General features: G+C 48.7%; 14 protein-coding genes. 6 read left to right on the top strand and 8 right to left on the bottom strand.

Annotation, left to right across the window (positions count from 1 at the left end; translation table 11 throughout):
• The 3 genes from rsgA to MMG03_RS09790 all read right to left on the bottom strand — a co-directional run bounded on the left by rsgA (position 1) and on the right by MMG03_RS09790 (position 2,056).
• Positions 1 to 1,266 carry a ribosome small subunit-dependent GTPase A gene (rsgA, locus tag MMG03_RS09800; RefSeq protein WP_073159942.1) on the bottom strand — a complete coding sequence of 422 codons (1,266 nt, stop codon included), beginning with the start codon at positions 1,264 to 1,266 and terminating at the stop codon, positions 1 to 3.
• Complete coding sequence (locus MMG03_RS09795) at positions 1,256 to 1,585, bottom strand: hypothetical protein (protein ID WP_073159940.1); 330 nt, start codon at positions 1,583 to 1,585, stop codon at positions 1,256 to 1,258. The genes rsgA and MMG03_RS09795 overlap by 11 nt, the downstream gene beginning before the upstream one ends.
• A gap of 93 nt (positions 1,586 to 1,678) precedes the next feature.
• Positions 1,679 to 2,056 (bottom strand): desulfoferrodoxin family protein, encoded by a 378-nt coding sequence (locus MMG03_RS09790; protein ID WP_073236767.1) that lies wholly within the window; start codon positions 2,054 to 2,056, stop codon positions 1,679 to 1,681.
• A 107-nt stretch (positions 2,057 to 2,163) separates the two neighbouring features.
• Between MMG03_RS09790 and MMG03_RS09785 the strand changes: the two genes are divergently transcribed.
• A complete protein-coding gene (locus tag MMG03_RS09785; protein WP_249506183.1) occupies positions 2,164 to 3,039 on the top strand; it encodes a geranylgeranylglycerol-phosphate geranylgeranyltransferase in 876 nt (291 codons plus the stop codon).
• A gap of 244 nt (positions 3,040 to 3,283) precedes the next feature.
• Positions 3,284 to 4,669: an amidophosphoribosyltransferase gene (gene purF, locus MMG03_RS09780; protein ID WP_073236773.1), complete on the top strand. Its 1,386-nt coding sequence runs from the start codon at positions 3,284 to 3,286 to the stop codon at positions 4,667 to 4,669.
• Between the two features lie 117 nt (positions 4,670 to 4,786).
• Here the strand turns inward: purF and MMG03_RS09775 are convergent, their stop codons facing one another.
• On the bottom strand, positions 4,787 to 5,707 hold the full coding sequence (locus tag MMG03_RS09775) for an NAD(P)-dependent oxidoreductase (RefSeq protein WP_073159932.1): 921 nt from the start codon (positions 5,705 to 5,707) through the stop codon (positions 4,787 to 4,789).
• A 264-nt stretch (positions 5,708 to 5,971) separates the two neighbouring features.
• Between MMG03_RS09775 and MMG03_RS09770 the strand changes: the two genes are divergently transcribed.
• From MMG03_RS09770 to MMG03_RS09755, 4 genes are all read left to right on the top strand, one after another.
• Positions 5,972 to 7,006, top strand: a complete 1,035-nt coding sequence (locus tag MMG03_RS09770) for a D-alanine--D-alanine ligase (RefSeq protein ID WP_073159930.1) — start codon at positions 5,972 to 5,974, stop codon at positions 7,004 to 7,006.
• Positions 7,007 to 7,174: 168 nt separating this feature from the next.
• Positions 7,175 to 7,822 carry a tRNA (adenosine(37)-N6)-threonylcarbamoyltransferase complex dimerization subunit type 1 TsaB gene (tsaB, locus tag MMG03_RS09765; protein WP_073284775.1) on the top strand — a complete coding sequence of 216 codons (648 nt, stop codon included), beginning with the start codon at positions 7,175 to 7,177 and terminating at the stop codon, positions 7,820 to 7,822.
• 18 nt (positions 7,823 to 7,840) lie between these two features.
• Positions 7,841 to 8,284: a ribosomal protein S18-alanine N-acetyltransferase gene (gene rimI / locus MMG03_RS09760; RefSeq protein WP_073159926.1), complete on the top strand. Its 444-nt coding sequence runs from the start codon at positions 7,841 to 7,843 to the stop codon at positions 8,282 to 8,284.
• Positions 8,285 to 8,300: 16 nt separating this feature from the next.
• A complete protein-coding gene (locus MMG03_RS09755) occupies positions 8,301 to 9,122 on the top strand; it encodes an ElyC/SanA/YdcF family protein (protein WP_073159924.1) in 822 nt (273 codons plus the stop codon).
• Here MMG03_RS09755 and MMG03_RS09750 read toward each other — a convergent pair.
• Genes MMG03_RS09750 through MMG03_RS09735 form a run of 4 tightly spaced genes read right to left on the bottom strand, consistent with a single transcriptional unit; the run spans position 9,102 to position 16,492 of the window.
• Positions 9,102 to 10,862, bottom strand: coding sequence for a glycoside hydrolase family 9 protein (locus tag MMG03_RS09750; RefSeq protein WP_249506182.1), 1,761 nt, complete (start codon positions 10,860 to 10,862; stop codon positions 9,102 to 9,104). The two genes, MMG03_RS09755 and MMG03_RS09750, sit on opposite strands and share 21 nt — an antisense overlap.
• A 58-nt stretch (positions 10,863 to 10,920) precedes the next feature.
• Positions 10,921 to 11,754: a deoxyribonuclease IV gene (locus MMG03_RS09745; RefSeq protein ID WP_073159920.1), complete on the bottom strand. Its 834-nt coding sequence runs from the start codon at positions 11,752 to 11,754 to the stop codon at positions 10,921 to 10,923.
• 2 nt (positions 11,755 to 11,756) lie between these two features.
• Positions 11,757 to 14,858, bottom strand: a complete 3,102-nt coding sequence (locus tag MMG03_RS09740; protein ID WP_249506180.1) for a right-handed parallel beta-helix repeat-containing protein — start codon at positions 14,856 to 14,858, stop codon at positions 11,757 to 11,759.
• Entirely contained in the window at positions 14,858 to 16,492 is a 1,635-nt protein-coding gene (locus tag MMG03_RS09735; RefSeq protein ID WP_073159916.1) for a FecR domain-containing protein, read from the bottom strand. The genes MMG03_RS09740 and MMG03_RS09735 overlap by 1 nt, the downstream gene beginning before the upstream one ends.
• Positions 16,493 to 16,508: the final 16 nt, after the last annotated feature.

Here is a 16,508-nt window from a genome sequence, read left to right as displayed (position 1 = left end):
TCAATCCTTGGAATTCAAAATACGGAGATAGCTTGCATAACGAGCGCGAGATAGGGATCCATTTTCAACGGAAGCCAACACGGAGCAGCCCGGTTCCTTGACATGAATACAGTTGCTGTACTTGCAGGTAAACAGGTCTCCATCGAAGAAACCCGGGAAAATTTTGGCCAGGGTTTCAGCTTCCATATCCATAAGCCCAATGGAACGGATACCCGGAGTATCGATGACCACACCACCCTTTGGGAAATCTTCCAGGGGAAGGTCAAACAGACTAGAAGACGTTGTAGTATGGCGGCCCTTGCCATCACGTTCACGGACGGCACCAGTCTGAAGTTCAGCTTCAGGAACCAAGGCATTGATCAAGGTGGACTTACCTACCCCGCTCTGACCACTGAAAACAGAAGACTTTCCATCCAGTTCCGCACGAAGGACCTCAAGACCTTCACCGCTCCTTACGCTTACGGGAATCACCTTGTCGGCAATAGACATAAAGTCGCGGATATCATCAGAAAGGTCGGCCTCGCCATTGGGAAGCAGGTCCATCTTCGTCAAAACCAGCACAAAAGGCAGGTCATTCAAATTTGCTGCCAGCAGGAAGCGGTCCATAAAACCATAGTTGAATTCCGGCTGGGTTACGCTGGCTACAATGACCACCTGATCAATGTTGGCAGCCAAGGTCTGCTGTTTGTAAAAGCTATCACGGGGACCGGGGCGCTTCAGCTCGCTCTTGCGGGGCAAGACACGTACCACACAATACTTCTGGGAACCGACACCATCGCCTTCATCTTCGGCGTCATTTACCTGCCCAAGAAGCACGCGGTCACCCACAGCAGGGAATTCGCCCAAAGTCTTGGATGTAGTGGCTCGGTACATGGCCGTGACGATATTAGCGGAAAGCGGAGAGTTTAAAGGAGAAAGGGATTCTGAGCTACTTTCGTCTTTCGTCTCAAATTTCTCGTTTTTCGTCTCTAATCGCACTTCGCAGGTGCGGCGGTGGACTTCAAGAACCAAGCCCTCTACGCAATTTTCCTCACCGATATTCTCGATGGGATTTTTCACCTTCTTGATTTTCGCTTTCTTGAACTCGCGGCTGTAGCGTTCCTTAATGGGGCGTTCATCTACAACACCACTTTCCAGTTCCTTCATCACGTCAATACGACGGCTGCGATGGTCGCGGCGAGTCGGACGCACAGAACGGAGAGGCAGTTCTTCTTCAGCATCGAAATCCTGATCAAAGTCGACATTTCGACCCAGGTCATTTCTCATCGGCCACTCCGTTCTTCAAGTTCTTCTTTTCTTCCACACGTTTCTTGGCCGCCAGGCCCGCATCGGAATCTTCCCGTTCGCGGGCTTCATCCAATTCCGCTTCCGTCACAGGGCGGCCCCTGCGAATGGATTCCATAATGAAGTGGATGGCCTTAAGACGTCCATTACATTTTTCGATACAGTTGTCGTAGAAGCCTCGAGTCTTATAATCCCATTCGGGGACGATTTCCGAAGCATACAAAAAATGTTCGATACAAATCGAAAGCTGATCAGCCTCTCTTCTCAGGTCTTCTATTTTGCTTTTCGTGAAAAATGCCATACAAGAAACAAATATATAAAAGTATTTCTTGCAAAAAAAGAGTCGCACTTCCTAGGTGCGGCTCCAACAAATTAAAGTTTAACAATTCACTCACTAGACGGATGTTTTCCAAAGGCCATGGAGGTTGCAATATTCATACACAGCAATAACCTCGTCTCCCTTTTGTATGGGGAATACACAGGCCGGAGCATCTCCCGGATTCAAGTATCTAATTTGATACCCATTCTTCAGTTCCAGAAGAATCCACTGAATATAATGTCCAGCGGCCATGGGGTGTGCAACAGAACCTACGGAAACCTTTGCTGCGTTTTCAGTAAGAACCACAACAGGAACATGCTTTTCCTTGGCCGCATCAACTGTATTTGGAACAAGTTTTTCCATATTCAGGAAACATTCCGAGGGAGCCTCGTTCCTTTTCACGTCGATGATAATATTGCCACTTTCGTTGCAACGATAAAATGCCATTTCCATATTCTACCTCCTTAGGATAAAGGCGATAATAATATACCAAATAGTCATTTTTTAGACCATAAATGAAAATTTTCATTTTTTCATCTTTCTATCTTTCAAATATGCTCATGACCTTAATCAAAATGACTCGTCCCGTGAATATCGTCATCGCCGTGGTGACCTTGTTCATCGGATATTTTCTGCAGGGTGTTCTCGATTTTGGTACCAGCGATGTTCCAGCATACAGTCTTGTTCTGCAAGCTCTAGGCTTTGCCCTAGCCATCGGTTTTGGAAACATCCAGAACGATGTCCTTGATTTTGAAAGCGATAAGCTGAACCGTCCTGAACGCCCCTTACCTAGCGGGAAAATTTCATTGAAAGCCGCCAATGCCTCCTGGATTACCATGATTGTCCTAACAATCGTCTGTGGATTCGCCGACTCCCTGATTTCGGGTACGTTCTTTGTGGCTCTAGCCCTCCTGCTTATTGCCTATAATAAAAAGCTCAAGCACATTCCCCTGCTGAAGAACATGACCGTAGCATTCCTATGCACGACCCCGCTAATCCTCACTCTCATCTACCCGATTATCCCCAGAGAAACCGACATTGAACCCATGAGCCTGAGTGCGAAATTCGGATTTCTGTACCCTGCCATGATGTTTGCATTCCTGCTGACCACCGTCCGCGAAATCTACAAGGACCTTGAAGACGAATCTGGCGACCTGATGGCAGGCATCATCACCTTCCCCATTGCCGCAGGCGCCCCTACAGCCCGACGCCTTGCAGGCGCCATCCTTGTCTTTACCTGGATGCTCCTCCCCCTTCCCACGATCCAAGGATATTATTCCACCATTTTTCTGATTCTAACCCTGGCGACCCTGACCCCCACATTTGCGACAATTCTTATCCAGACACAAAAACAGAACTACCGCAAATCCCAGAAGCTAGTCAAGATATCCATGTTTGTTGGCCTAATCGCCCTGGTGATCAGCACGGCAATATAGACCGAAAGCCCAAAATATGGGTGACAGAAAATGTAAAAGCAAACTTGAAAAAAGGTTCGTTTTTACACAGTCTGTAAAGAAAACCGTTTTTTTAGGCAAAATTCGTCAAAAAATAACAAAAAAAGACCCTTAACGTCCTTTTCGGCAGAGTTTAACTTTTTTGCCGTTTGATTCCCTTGCTTGCACCAAATGCGGTGAGCTACGGCCCCTGAGGCAGAGGGAATTTCATTTCCAAAGAGGCGTTATGCTCGAAGAAATTCATGAAGAATGCGGCGTCATCGGCATTTTCAATGGCGAGAACGTAGTCCGCAATGTTACCATGGGTCTGTACGCTCTGCAGCACCGCGGTCAGGAATCCGCAGGCTTTGCAGTGACCGACGGCGACAAGATTCGCGTCCGTAAGTCCATGGGTCTGGTTTCCACCCTCCTGCAAGAACACAACGTAGACGAATGCCCGGGTAACACCTGCATCGGCCACGTTCGTTACAGCACCACTGGCGCAAGCACCTTGGCAAACGCCCAGCCCATTTTGGTGAGCTGCAAGTGGGGCCAGCTGGCAGTAGTTCACAACGGTAACATCACCAACGCCACCGAACTGCGTCAGGAAATGGAAAACGAAGGTCACATCTTCCAGACCACCTCAGACTCAGAAATTCTTCTTCATGAAATCGCACGCACAGAAGCCGATGACTTGGGACAAGCAATCAAGAAAGCTATTACCAAATTCACCGGCTGTTTTTGTCTGATATTCATCAGCAAGGACACCATGTACGTGGCCCGCGACGGCTTCGGTTTCCGCCCCCTCTCCATAGCCCGCATGGGTAAATCCTGGTGCGTGGCCTCCGAAACCTGCGCTTTCGATTTGCTGGGAGCCAACTACGTTCGCGATATCCAGCCCGGCGAATTCCTGACCATTACCAATAACGGCCTCCATTCCGAACGTTTCACCCAGAAGGACCGTCTGGCCCACTGTATTTTCGAGTACATCTACTTCAGCCGTCCGGACTCCAAGATCTTCGAGCAGTCCTGCGACAAGGTCCGCCGCAAGATGGGCAAGCAGCTGGCCAAGGAATGCCCAGTAGACGCAGACATCGTCATTTCCGTTCCGGATAGTGCCACTACCGCAGCCCTGGGCTACGCACAGGCCAGCGGCATCCGCTTTGAAATTGGCTTGCTCCGTAACCATTATGTGGGCCGTACCTTCATCGACCCCACCCAGAACGTCCGCGAACAGAAGGTGAAACTGAAGTTCAACCCCATCGAAGGCGTTCTCAAGAACAAGCGCGTCTGCGTGGTGGAAGACTCCATCGTCCGCGGAACCACTCTGAAGATCCTTTCCAAGATGCTCCGCGATGCAGGCGCCCTCGAAGTCCACATCCGTATTGCATCACCTCCGGTAGCACACCCCTGTTTCTTCGGCATGGACTTCCCCAGCCAGGGCGAACTTGCAGCCAGTTCCATGACTCCCGACGAAATCGCAAAGATGCTGGGCGTAGAAAGCCTTGGCTACCTCAGCGTAGAAGGCATGAAGGAATGTACCGGCGAAGGAGAAAACTACTGCGCCGCCTGCTTCAACAACGACTATCCCGACTATATCGGTATTGACGCCGACAAGTTCCGCTGCGGCTAACTAGGATATAGGCGAAAGGAGAAAGATTAAAGATATTCCTTTACGCTTTAACCTTTCCGCTTTACGCTAATTAACGCTTTACGCTAAAAAGGCTTTCCAATGGAAAGCCTTTTTTTACTAGACCTGGTCAAAGGTCCACTTCACATGTTCCATCAGCTGTTCATGGGGATCAAAAGCTAGGCCAAAACGATCCTTAATCTTGCTGACATCGAACAGAATCGGATCATCGCCCCAACCCAAATCCTTCTCCACAATTTTAGAAGTGGAATCCGGCTTCAAAGAAAGAGCCATCTGGGCAATTTCCTTCCAGCTCACCCAGCATTCAGACATACCGAGGAAGATTTCCTCATTCAAGTCGGATTCCAGAAGATTCACATAAAGTTCAGCCTGATGACCAGCAAAAATAAACTGGGTACCATCATTCTTGATAATATTGATGTCGCGGTTTTCCTTGACGGCCTTTACGATATCGAAGAAGCGACGGTCCGGCTGGCAGCAACCATCAGGGTAAGCGGGATTACCGAAAGTATACCCCGGGCGGATAATATTGCGAGCCATTTCCACCTTGGGGAACTGATCCCCGTAACCATGGGAAAATCCCAGCACAAAAGCTTCGCCTGCGGCCTTGGTAGCCCCATAGAGATCCATGGGCAGATTGCAGGTTACTTCCCGCATTACAGGACGTATACGTCCCATGGCTGCGGTACTGCTGGTATAAATAAACTTCTTGCACCCCGCTGCCGCCGCACTTTCCAACAAATTAACGGTCGCACGGGTATCGTTCATCAGCATGGTAGAGGGAGTCTCACCCCACCCCAGAGCCACATGGATACAGGCATCGCAGCCCACCAAGCCCTGAGCCATCTTTTCAAAGTCGGTTAAAGCACATTCAACAAAGCTAACCTGGGGAATTTTCTGTAAAGAAGGAACCTTATTAGGATGACGCGTGGCGATAACCACTTCATGCCCCTTGGCAAGCAAGGCACGGACTACATAGTGACCAATAAAACCAGTTCCACCGGTAACAAAGACCTTCATATTTTACCTCTTTTTTTAGAAATATACATAGCAAAACCCAGAAACAAAAAAAACTGGACGCAAAAAAGTTTTCCCCCGTAAACACATTGGGACATTTGAGGAACGCTTCGCTTGAGGTATGAGGTCGGAGCTTCGCTCCTAGAGGTTTGGGCTTCGGGATGCAGGTCACTAACCACTAACCACTAACCACTAATCACTAACCACTAATCACTAACCACTGTATATTTACTACATTGTCAAGGTAAGATTTTCAAGAGGTTTTATATGGCACGTATGCGCGTTCTCGTTTTGATGGGTGGTCCGTCCACCGAACATGATGTTTCTGTAGTTAGCGGTACCGGTGTGGTCCGCGCCATGAATCCCGACAAATACAACATCCACCCGGTCCTTATCGACAAGGATGGTACCTGGCACTGGTCTTCCCGCGAACTTTCCCCCTACCAGAAGGACAATTTCTCCGTGAACTACTTCCGCGGTCTGGAAGGCACTGCCGCCAACACCAAGAAGAACCCCGCCCTTTCTGAACTTCCCGACGCCGACATCGCCTTCCTGGCACTCCACGGCAAGTGGGGCGAAGACGGCCATGTGCAGGCTCTTCTTGAAAACTGGGGTATCCCCTACACCGGTTGCGGTCTTTTGGCTTCCGCTCTGGCCATGGATAAGATCAAGTCCAAGGAAATCTATCGCGCCAACGGCATTCCCACTCCGCCCTACCGCGTGATATTCAAGCACGACTTTACTGGCGACACCCTGGTAAGTGTTGCTGACGAACTGGGCTTCCCCCTGGTCATCAAGGACCCGCTGGGCGGCTCCTCCATCGGTATCGGCATCGCCAAGGATCTTGACGAAGCCGGCAAGATTGCCCAGGACCTGTTCAAGGATTCCAACCGCCTCCTCTGCGAAAAGTTCATTGCCGGTGGCGAAGCTAGCTGCGGCTACATCGAAGGTGAAAAGCCCCTGCCGCCTACCGAAATGCGCATGACCACCCGCGAATACTTCGACTACGAAGCCAAGTACAACGGCGAATGTAAGGAAGTGACCCCGGCTGAATTTGCTCCGGAACTGACAGCACGCATCCAGGAACTGGTGAAGAACGCTCACTACGCTCTGGGTGGTGCCGGCTATAGCCGTACCGACGTCCGCATTACCAAAGACGGTGAACTGTTCGCTATCGAAACCAACACCCTGCCCGGAATGACCCCCACAAGCCTCTTGCCCCAGCAGGCCGCCTGCAACGGTATTACCTACAGCCAGCTCATCGACATGATTATCGAAAAGAGCCTGTACATTAAGAGGTAAGAGGATAAATAAAGGTTAAAGGTTAAAGGATATAGATTCTTCTTTACGCTTTATCCTTTCCGCTTTACACTAGCCTTACGAATTATGAATTATTAGATCAAGTAAGGCGGCAAGGCCGCGATTATTTAGTCTCGTACTTCATAATTCATACTTTGTAAATGAGAGCAAATGAAACTTGATCTTTTTGTAGATACTTCCCGTAAGGGGATTTCCATGGGATTATCCGACAGCACGTCTGGATTGTACCAGGAGACTGTAGATGCTTCTGCCCGTGGCGAAACCGCATCCGCTATTCTAGACGATCTGCTTGCCCGCGTAGGCGCAAAGCTAGACGACATCAAACGAGTGCTAGTCACTGTGGGACCGGGATCCTTTAGCGGTCTCCGTACGGGAGTCGCTTTCTGTCAGGGACTTTGCTTTAGCGGCAAACGTGAACTTTGTGGAGTCAGTACCTTGCAGGCTCTGGAATGCTTTGGCGGTAACGACAATTCAGCCGAAGTCGCCGTGGTAATCCGTGCACGCCCTGGTTACTGGTACTTACGTCAGACAGTTGATGGCAAGGCCGAAGAAAGCTTTATCGAGACCACCGAAGTAGTAGAACGCCTTAAGGCACATCCCGTAAAGACCGTCGTTGTGGATGAAGCGGCCTCCGCCGATGAAACCTTGAGCGCACTGTTTGCAGAAATCGCGGCAGCCGCCGTTCTTGACACCGGCAAGCCTCTGAACATGTGGACGTCCCTATTTACCAAGGTTCCGCCCAGTCTGATTCAGGAAGCCAACTACATCCAGCCATCTTACTTCGAAAAACTCAAATAGAGTTTTACCCGAGAATCGATGTCAATCCGCAAAATGGAAATTGCAGACATTCCAGCAGTTCTTGCCATACAGGAAGAACTGCAGTTTCAGGAATGGAACGAAAAACAGTTCGCCAGCGAGATCCGCGCAAATTACGCCAGCTGTCTGGTGTACGAATCCGACAACGAACCGCAACCAGCTATTCTCGGCTACGCAATTTTCCATATCCTAGGCCCCGACTCCGAATTGTTAAGTATCGCCACCCAAGGCCATCAACAGCAAAAGGGAATCGGTCAGCAACTTCTGGACGCAGGATTCAGCCAGCTAAATTTCGCGGAAGGAGACTGTTGCTTTCTGGAAGTTCGAGTCGGTAACGAAAAGGCAAGACGATTCTACGAGAAGAACGGTTTCAAAATTTATGGCACCCGCAAGAAGTACTATTCCGATGGAGAGGATGCTGTACTCTACAAGACAGGTTCCTAAATATTAGGAGTTTCAATTGGCAAAGTCTCTCAGCAAAAAGCAGATCCGCGCACGCCGCATTATTGCAAGCCTCATCGCAGCGGCAGCAGTCATTGTCATCATCCTTTTCTATCTGGTCATCACAGAAAGCGGCCATTGGCTGGTTGACGATGACGAAATAAACCACGTTACCTGGGTTGCCGTTCTCGACGGACAATCAGCAGACCTGGAACGTATTGACTACGCAGCAGACCTTGTCGCTAACGGCCAGGCCGACTCCGTCTTGATTTTAGGCAGACGTTGCCTACGCAACCGCAGCAACGCGGAATTCTACGTCGAAGAATTTATGAGATTAGGAAGTTTCGACAGCAACGCGGTCTTCCTCGCCCCTCACGACGATGCCTCCACCATCGGCGAAGCCTTCACCATTATCCCCTGGCTAAAGAAACACAATGCCGACACGGTCTTGCTGCTGACTTCCGCAGCCGCCTCCCACCGAGTCAAGAAAATATTCTCGACCCTTTCTGGAGAAAAACCTGTATACAAGACCGTAGACATCCACCATTATCAGTACAACGCCGATTCCTGGTACACCAATCGCGAATCCCGCAAGACCTGGATTAGAGAATGGGCAGCCTTGGCTATGGCCACATTTGAACTCTGGCCGGCAGGAATTCTAACACCCAATGATTCCGCCTTCTACAAAAGGATTCAGTCCCTCAAGGAATTTGAAGAACAGAAAAATCCTGTTGTAGATTTGCAGTCCTTGATTCCAAAGGTTTCAGAAAAAAGCAAGGCCGTGGATACCATTCCCGAGCCTGCTAAAGAAACAACAGACTCAGTTATAAGCAACGAGTAAAGCCAATACAGCCGTCAACGGAGCGTTCCAGTTGATGGCTGTTTCATTACTGGCAAAGGAACACTGTTCATCGGTGTAAGAGTATCCGGGCAATTCATTAGGATATATCGGAAAACGATGCAAGTCCTGACGATCCGCATTGATCCCCCCCACAAGCAACCCCGGAATAGGGTCCACCACCTTGTCTGAATGGCTCAAACGATGATGAGGGCGTTTAGGCGAACTCCAGGCAGAACCCGTCACAAAGCTGACATTCAACGGATTACGTCCATAGACAAAATTCAACTGTTCCTGGCTCCACTTAATCAAGGATTGCCCCTCTACGGTTTTCCGCCAGGTGTTTACAACCATCAAGGTTAGCGCATGGTTAGAAATTTCACCATTGCTACCCCAGATAAAACTCCGTATCGACAATCCGTAAGGATCCGCCTGCTGTAAGCGAATTATCTCGGCGGCGGCACCCTCTAGAGTCTTACGGGCTCGATCTCGAAGTTCCACGTCAAAGTCCTGCAAGGCCAGAGCAATCCACCCAAAATTCTGGGTATCACGCCAGTCCAGTCCCAGCTTGATCTTGTTCTTATCCATATCCTTCAAGAGGATTGAACGCAAACTATCCATGGACTTTTTCGGGAAACTCTTCACGCCTTGCAACTCACGATAAAGCATGCTGCGGACCCAGAAAAACTCATCCGTATAACAGGAGTCTCCATAGCCGCCACTGCCTTCTGTATTATGAGGCCAATCCGCCTCAGGATTCCTGCAAGCCCACTGATAGGCCCGAATAGAAGCCCCCAGACACCGATTGGAAAAAGCGCGGTCGGAACCACGATAGACGCGGCTGGCCGCAGCCATACACCCAGCAAAATTCAAGGTCGATGTAGTTGACTTACCAAGAATCAAACGCTTCTGCGTGGAATCAGAAACCGTCGGAGTCACAAAGCCATCCCAACGTTCGGGAGTCACCTTGAAGAAAACGCCACCATCTTCATCCTGCATTTTCAAGAAGAAATCCAGTTCAAAACGAATTTCATCTTTCAGACTAAAAGGCAAATTGAAGGTTCCACCTTCGTTGATCACATCTTCGGCAAGAGTTCCCTTAGCCTTCTTTTGGCGCAAACGTTCATCACACAGTTCGCAGGCAAGCAAAAGGGTTCCTACAGAAACGCCACCATTCACAATGTACTTGCCATAATCACCGGCATCATACCAGCCACCATGGGCATTCCACACGCCTTCGCGGTTCATGGAGGAATGAAACTTGATGCAGTCGTCAAAATGGGCTGCAGGCCTTGCCCACGGTCCTGCAAATTCACGGGTCAGCTCAACACCGCTACGCTGGAAATAAAAAGATTTGATGTTGGCCTTCAGCTGTCTAAGAACCCAGTCATCAGAAATTTCAAATGCAGGCGACTCAAAAAGCAGACGGTCATTACCGGAATTTCTACCCAAGAAAATCAGAATACGATAGGAGCCCGTTTCGTGAACATTGGAAAAAGTTCCGCTCCAGAGGGATTCCCCCGTATAACCGCAGACGCCGTCATTTTTGAAAGAGCCCTTTTCAAAACAGCCCTTGTAATCAGCAAAACCCGACGCACCGACAATACGGTAATACAGCATCGGCCATTGAGACTCCTCCACATCTAGGCAGCGGGGATTCAAAAAGAAAACCTTGGGACCATTAGGCAAATAACCCATATGGTTATATCGAATCGGCATGTTTAACTGTTCTTGGGCGTCCATACCCTAAGAATATATTAAAGGAGCCCGACAAATGGACTCCTTTATTTGAAAATAACGTTTACTCTTGGAACCGACTCCGCATCAAGGCGATTTCGGCTGCGTAGCCTGGCAATTCATTGGGGGTTTCAAGATAGAACGGCAAATTTTTTAAGGAAGGATGATTTACCACACGGGTTAAAGCTTCCAAGCCAATAAAACCGCCACCAATAACCTCGTGACGATCCTTATGGCTACCCATGGGATTCTTGCTATCGTTCAGATGTATCGCCTTCAGCTTGTCCAGACCAATCACCCTGTCAAACAGCTCCAGCACATCGTCCAGATGATCCACAATATCGTAACCACCATCAAAGACATGGCAGGTATCCATGCAGACACCCATCTTGCTAGAAAGTTCTACCCTATCGAGAATAGCCTTCAATTCCTCAAAGGTTCGACCCACTTCAGAGCCCTTTCCAGCCATGGTCTCCAGCAGGACAGTCGTCTTCTGGGACGGTTTCAGCAGACGGTTCAGCATAGCCGAAATAAATTCGATACCGACTTCAGCCCCCTGCTTCACATGACTTCCGGGATGGAAGTTGTACATCGCTCCAGGAAAATGATCCATACGGAAAATATCATCGGCCATTACATCTTCTGCGTACTGACGCAAGCCTTCATCTGCAGCACAGGCGTTCAACGTATAGGGAGCATGGGCCAAAATGGGGGCAAACTGATTCGCTTCCAGCAATTCAACCAGTTTTAAAGCATCCGCCTTGTCAAAAGGCTTGGCCGCACCGCCACGAGGATTCCTGGTAAAAAACTGGAATGTATCTGCACCAATAGAAAGAGCGGTCTGCCCCATTGCAAGGAAACCGCTCGAAGAAGAAAGATGACAACCGATATGCAACATAACTAGAATGAGTAATTCAGGGATGCAATAATATAAAGGTCCTTATATTCGTCAGCCAGATTGTCGGGTCTGTAATTCATGACCGTACCAAGAGTCCAAACCGTATAAAGTTTATCGGAATGATTTACGCGCAGAGCTACAGAACCATTCAGATCCAATTCCATTTCATCCATTTTCTGCTTTCTGACTTCGTAGTCCAGGAAATTCTGACGAACGCCACCATTCAAGGTCAGTTCCAGGAACTGGTTTGCCATGGGGAACGTCATATTTTCATCCAGGATCCATTCAAATTCAGTCATGTTGTTGCGATTGAAAATCTTGTAACGGGGAGTCACAGACAGCACATTCTTGAATCCGCCAACAGTCGTTGCCAGAGAAATAGGATAGCGCTGTTCAAAGAACTCACTGCCATGGAATTGATATCCGAGAATACCGAAAGATTCATCAGACAAGTCCAGACCGTTCAGCAACTTATCCTGAACAAATTCCGAATAATCCTTGCGAACCATAAGGGAGGCGCCAACCTTCAAAACGTTCATCGGCAACTTAAATGTCAAACCGATCTGGGCATGATGTCTTAAGATCTTTTCATCAAACTGCGTAGCCAGATATTCGTACTTAGACAAGCCATAGTAATGGGCCCAGTGGGCAGAGTCAATCTTCAAAGTGTCATTTCCGTTAATCACATCCACTGTAGGACGGCCATCCCTTGCCTTAAACCATTCATCGTTATAAATACCGGAATTGACACTGTAGTTGGCGTACAGTCTCTGGGCGGTACTGCGAGTCCTATAGTTCACGGCATAGCGAAGAGAAAGGTCAATATTCTTGTTCAGCCTAAACTGGTTTCCTACATAGGCGTCATGAGTGTAGAGCGTTCTATTTTCGTCCTGTTCATGTTCCTCCAGCCAATCCTTTTCTGCACCAGAGAACATACCCCACTTGGTACCTTCGCCCATGCCCATGATGTTATAGCTGGAGCCTTCGCCGGCAGCATTTTCAACATTCATGACGTAGCCAAAGGAGAATCGCCAGAAGTCAAAGATTTTCTGTCGCAAATTACCACCGACCATTCGGGAATTCTGCTGCAAGTCCGGAGAACCGGCGCTGTAGTATTCCTTGCCCACATAACGCATGAAGCCTTCAATAAACGTATTCTCGTTAGACCATTCATATGATCCAGCCAAGGCCACATGGTTGTGATCCCACAATTCTCCGCTGGTAGGGTCAAGATCCTGAACCACAGTATTCTTTGCGACTCTAGAAGCCTTGTCAAGAAGTTTGCGCAATTCTTCACGCATCTCGGAAGGAGTAAGCATGCTGCTTTCGCCAAAAATAGATGCCAACTGGTCGCGAGACAGGCCATTCACCTCTTGGGGATTCTTCATCAGCTTATTGAGCAAGCCCAAGTTAGAGGCATCCAGACCGGCGCCCAGGAACACCTGGTTAATCGCACGAATCTTCGCCGCGTTTGCCGTATCTGCGGCACCAACAGCAATCTGGCCATTTAACTTGATATCACCAGGGAAGAACAGCCAGTTACCATCGGCGAAGAAATTACGGGACGTTACCAGCGGGTCCACGGTATTTACATCACCAGGCTGACCATCCCTAAAGAACGGATCTTCCAGGTAATCCTTGCTACCGATAAAGCCCAAGGTTCCATTGAAGCGACGGTGCATATTCCAGCGAACGCGACCACCCACCACGATGTTCTGAGCTTCGGCTTCGCCGTCTTCAATATATTCGTTGTACAAGTCATAATTGCGTTCGCCAACAATCTTGGGAGCCTGAGCTTCACCAGCAAAGGCAGTACCCACAAACAGAGGTTCTCCTGCGGCGTTCTTAAAGAGATTCAGCTGATACATGGCGCCAAAGGCATTAATGCCTGCCAGGTACGTGTCTCCGGCACTCAGAGAAAAATCACCCAAAGTAAAGGAATTCATCTGGTCGGTATAAACCATCTGCAGAGTATATACCTTAAACTTATCCCAGGAATCATTAGAAATGTCTGCATTAAATTCGATGGTCTGGCCCGAAGGAGATTCCATCACCATGCTGGCATTCCAGTTGGCAAACAAGCCCGGAACCTGGAAATAGTTCTTATAATAGTCACCAGGCTTTACCGTATCACGACCAGCAAGGTAGTCTGCACCAGTAGGATTATGGCGCATCAACACCTTATGGTAACCAACATCGAGAGCCAGGTTTCCAGAAACCTTCCAAGGATCCACTTCTCCGATTCCGCTAAACATGTTATACGATTTTGTTCCGTCAGCATAGGGATTGCGAGGTTCATCACCCAAATTTTCCGCAACGCCATCCACATTCTGGGCGACAGCAGTTTCGTTGTCATTCAAGGAACGCTTAATGTCTGCAGACGGCAAATCCTTAGACAAATATCCGATCTTGCTGCCTTGAATCAGGGAATTCCGCTGTTTAAGGTCGTTGTGTCCAAAGTCGAGAACGGCAATCTTATTGTTCAGCAACTTGGAACGCTGCAACATCACAGAAGAACCTTCTGCAGAAACCAAGGCCACTCGGTTATTCTCTAAGGTAGAACCATCAAGAGTCACCTCGGCACTTTGAGTTGCCCAGACACCAATATTGACGCCATTACGGATCTTGCTCCACTGCATTTCCGCAGAGCCATTTCGCACGTAGACACCCGCCTGCTGCGGATTGTCGATGGTGACGTCACGAAGTTCCAGCACACCGCTTTCTACAGCAAAGCCAAATTCAGCATTCACCACCTGCAGGTACTGCGCTTCAGATTTCTTGACACCCGTAATGGAAATACCGTTCCAGGTACCCGATTCATCTTCAGACGTAAAAATTACAGGCTTGTTCAAGTCGCCCACGACAGCCAAGGAACCACCCCGGATATCCAGGCCAGCCCCTTCAGCAAATTTCACGACAACACCAGGTTCCACCAAAACGGACTTGCCATCAGGAACAATCAACGTCTCCTTAACAAGGTAAGGAGAACCTTCCTTCTTTATGAAACCCGAAAAAACGCCCCCCAATTCCGTTTCAACAGCAAAAGCACTCACGTGGAGTGCTGCTGCAAAAATCGTCATTAGAGCATGAACTCTAAAATTCATTAACGGACCTCGTAAACCTTCTTAGCCTTTACCCTATATCCGCTCTTGTGAATGACTTCAATATCGAACTTGTTGACGGATTCACGATTCAATTCCACAGGAATCTGATAATCCAAGCCTTGGATCTGGGATTGGGTTTCTTGTAATATAGTTTTTCCATTCTGTTTTACAACAACCTTATACAGATAAGTCGGATTATTTTCAGACATCTTTATTCTAAACTGTAATGTCTGGGTGATACGATTATCCATTCCCGGCGGAGGAGGCGGAGGATTCAGAAGCTGTCGATTACCACCGATAACATCTACGCTGAAACGCTTCTTGGGATAGCATCCCATAAACTTGGAAATCGTAGAAACGTTACCGGCCTGATCCTTGACTCTTACAAAGTATTCATGATTGCCAGGAATCAGCTTGACACGATGCTGAGCATTCTTGGTAATGGACAATCCAGAAATAGGAGATCCTTCCATTTCCACAGAAACATCGCCTGCATCATTCTGCATTTCGCTCACCGAGGCAGTTGCAGAGCAGCGCAGAGAATCGTAGGCAGAAATAGTCACCACGGGAGCCTTGGTGTTAACCTCGGAACAGGCCTTGTTGACATTGATATCGATTGTCTTGGAAGTAACAGAACCGGCACTCATAAAGGTTAGAGTAGCCTTATTGACATTCCACAAACCATTTGCATCGGTCAGGACAACCTTCTGGGCAAAGGAATGAGATACGCCATCGGCAACACGGATCAGGTTTGCAGACTGATAGGAATTGCCAACCTTGAGAATAAGGGTAGCCGCTTCGTCCTTGGTACGGTAGAAGCCTTCTACCATCAGGCCCTGGTCACAGACATCCACCGGAGAATTCGTAGAAACAGAGAAACCGTTTTCGGGAAGGGACTGGGCTGCCTTACGAGCTTCTTCCTTCAGTTCTTCCTGATAGGTCGAGTCAGCCTTCTGAATTTCGGGAATCAAGTCGGCAACATTCTTGGACTTGTCGGCCAGAAGTTTCTCGATTTTCTTGGCAAAGCGAGCTTCACCGGAAGAAGCCAACTTCAAGACTACCAGGGAGTCGGTTCCGAAAGTCGTTTCGCCAGCAACGATGGCCACGCTCTGTTCGCTACCGTTGGGAGAAATTTCCAGCTTACCGGTCTTCAGACCAGCAAAGAAAACGCCTTCGCCGCCAATATAACCTTCAGTACCACGGATAGATGCCGTTGCAGTTCCGGTCTTGAAGATGAACTTGGACTTGTCCTTCAGCAGTTTGGGAACAGCAAAGTTAAGGTGCCCCTTCTTAATATCGAGGCGGGTTTCAAAGCCACCTTCGTTATTTGGTTCAAGAAGGTTAGTCATTTCGACTTCAGCATTTTCGGCAATAGTAATGGAGCTTCCATCAGGAAGGCCAAAAATCACTTCGGATTCCACGCCAGTACGAACGCGGTCAGACTGATAGACGCTGGCCCCCACGCGAAGGGCGGACCATTCACTCTGCTTAATCTTGATACGGTCCACAGTACCCAAGGCAGAACGAACCTTACCCACGGCAGGAGCAGAAAATGCCATCGCCGGAAGCAAGGCCACAGCGACAGCCAGTCTAAAATCAAACTTTACTCGAGAATTAAGGATTTTACCGAACATAATCCCTCAACTTTTA

It is taken from the genome of Fibrobacter sp. HC4 (genome assembly GCF_023373925.1).
Lineage (GTDB): Bacteria > Fibrobacterota > Fibrobacteria > Fibrobacterales > Fibrobacteraceae > Fibrobacter.
Note: the sequence above shows the minus strand (reverse complement) of the source record. Positions and strands in the feature narration are given on the sequence as shown.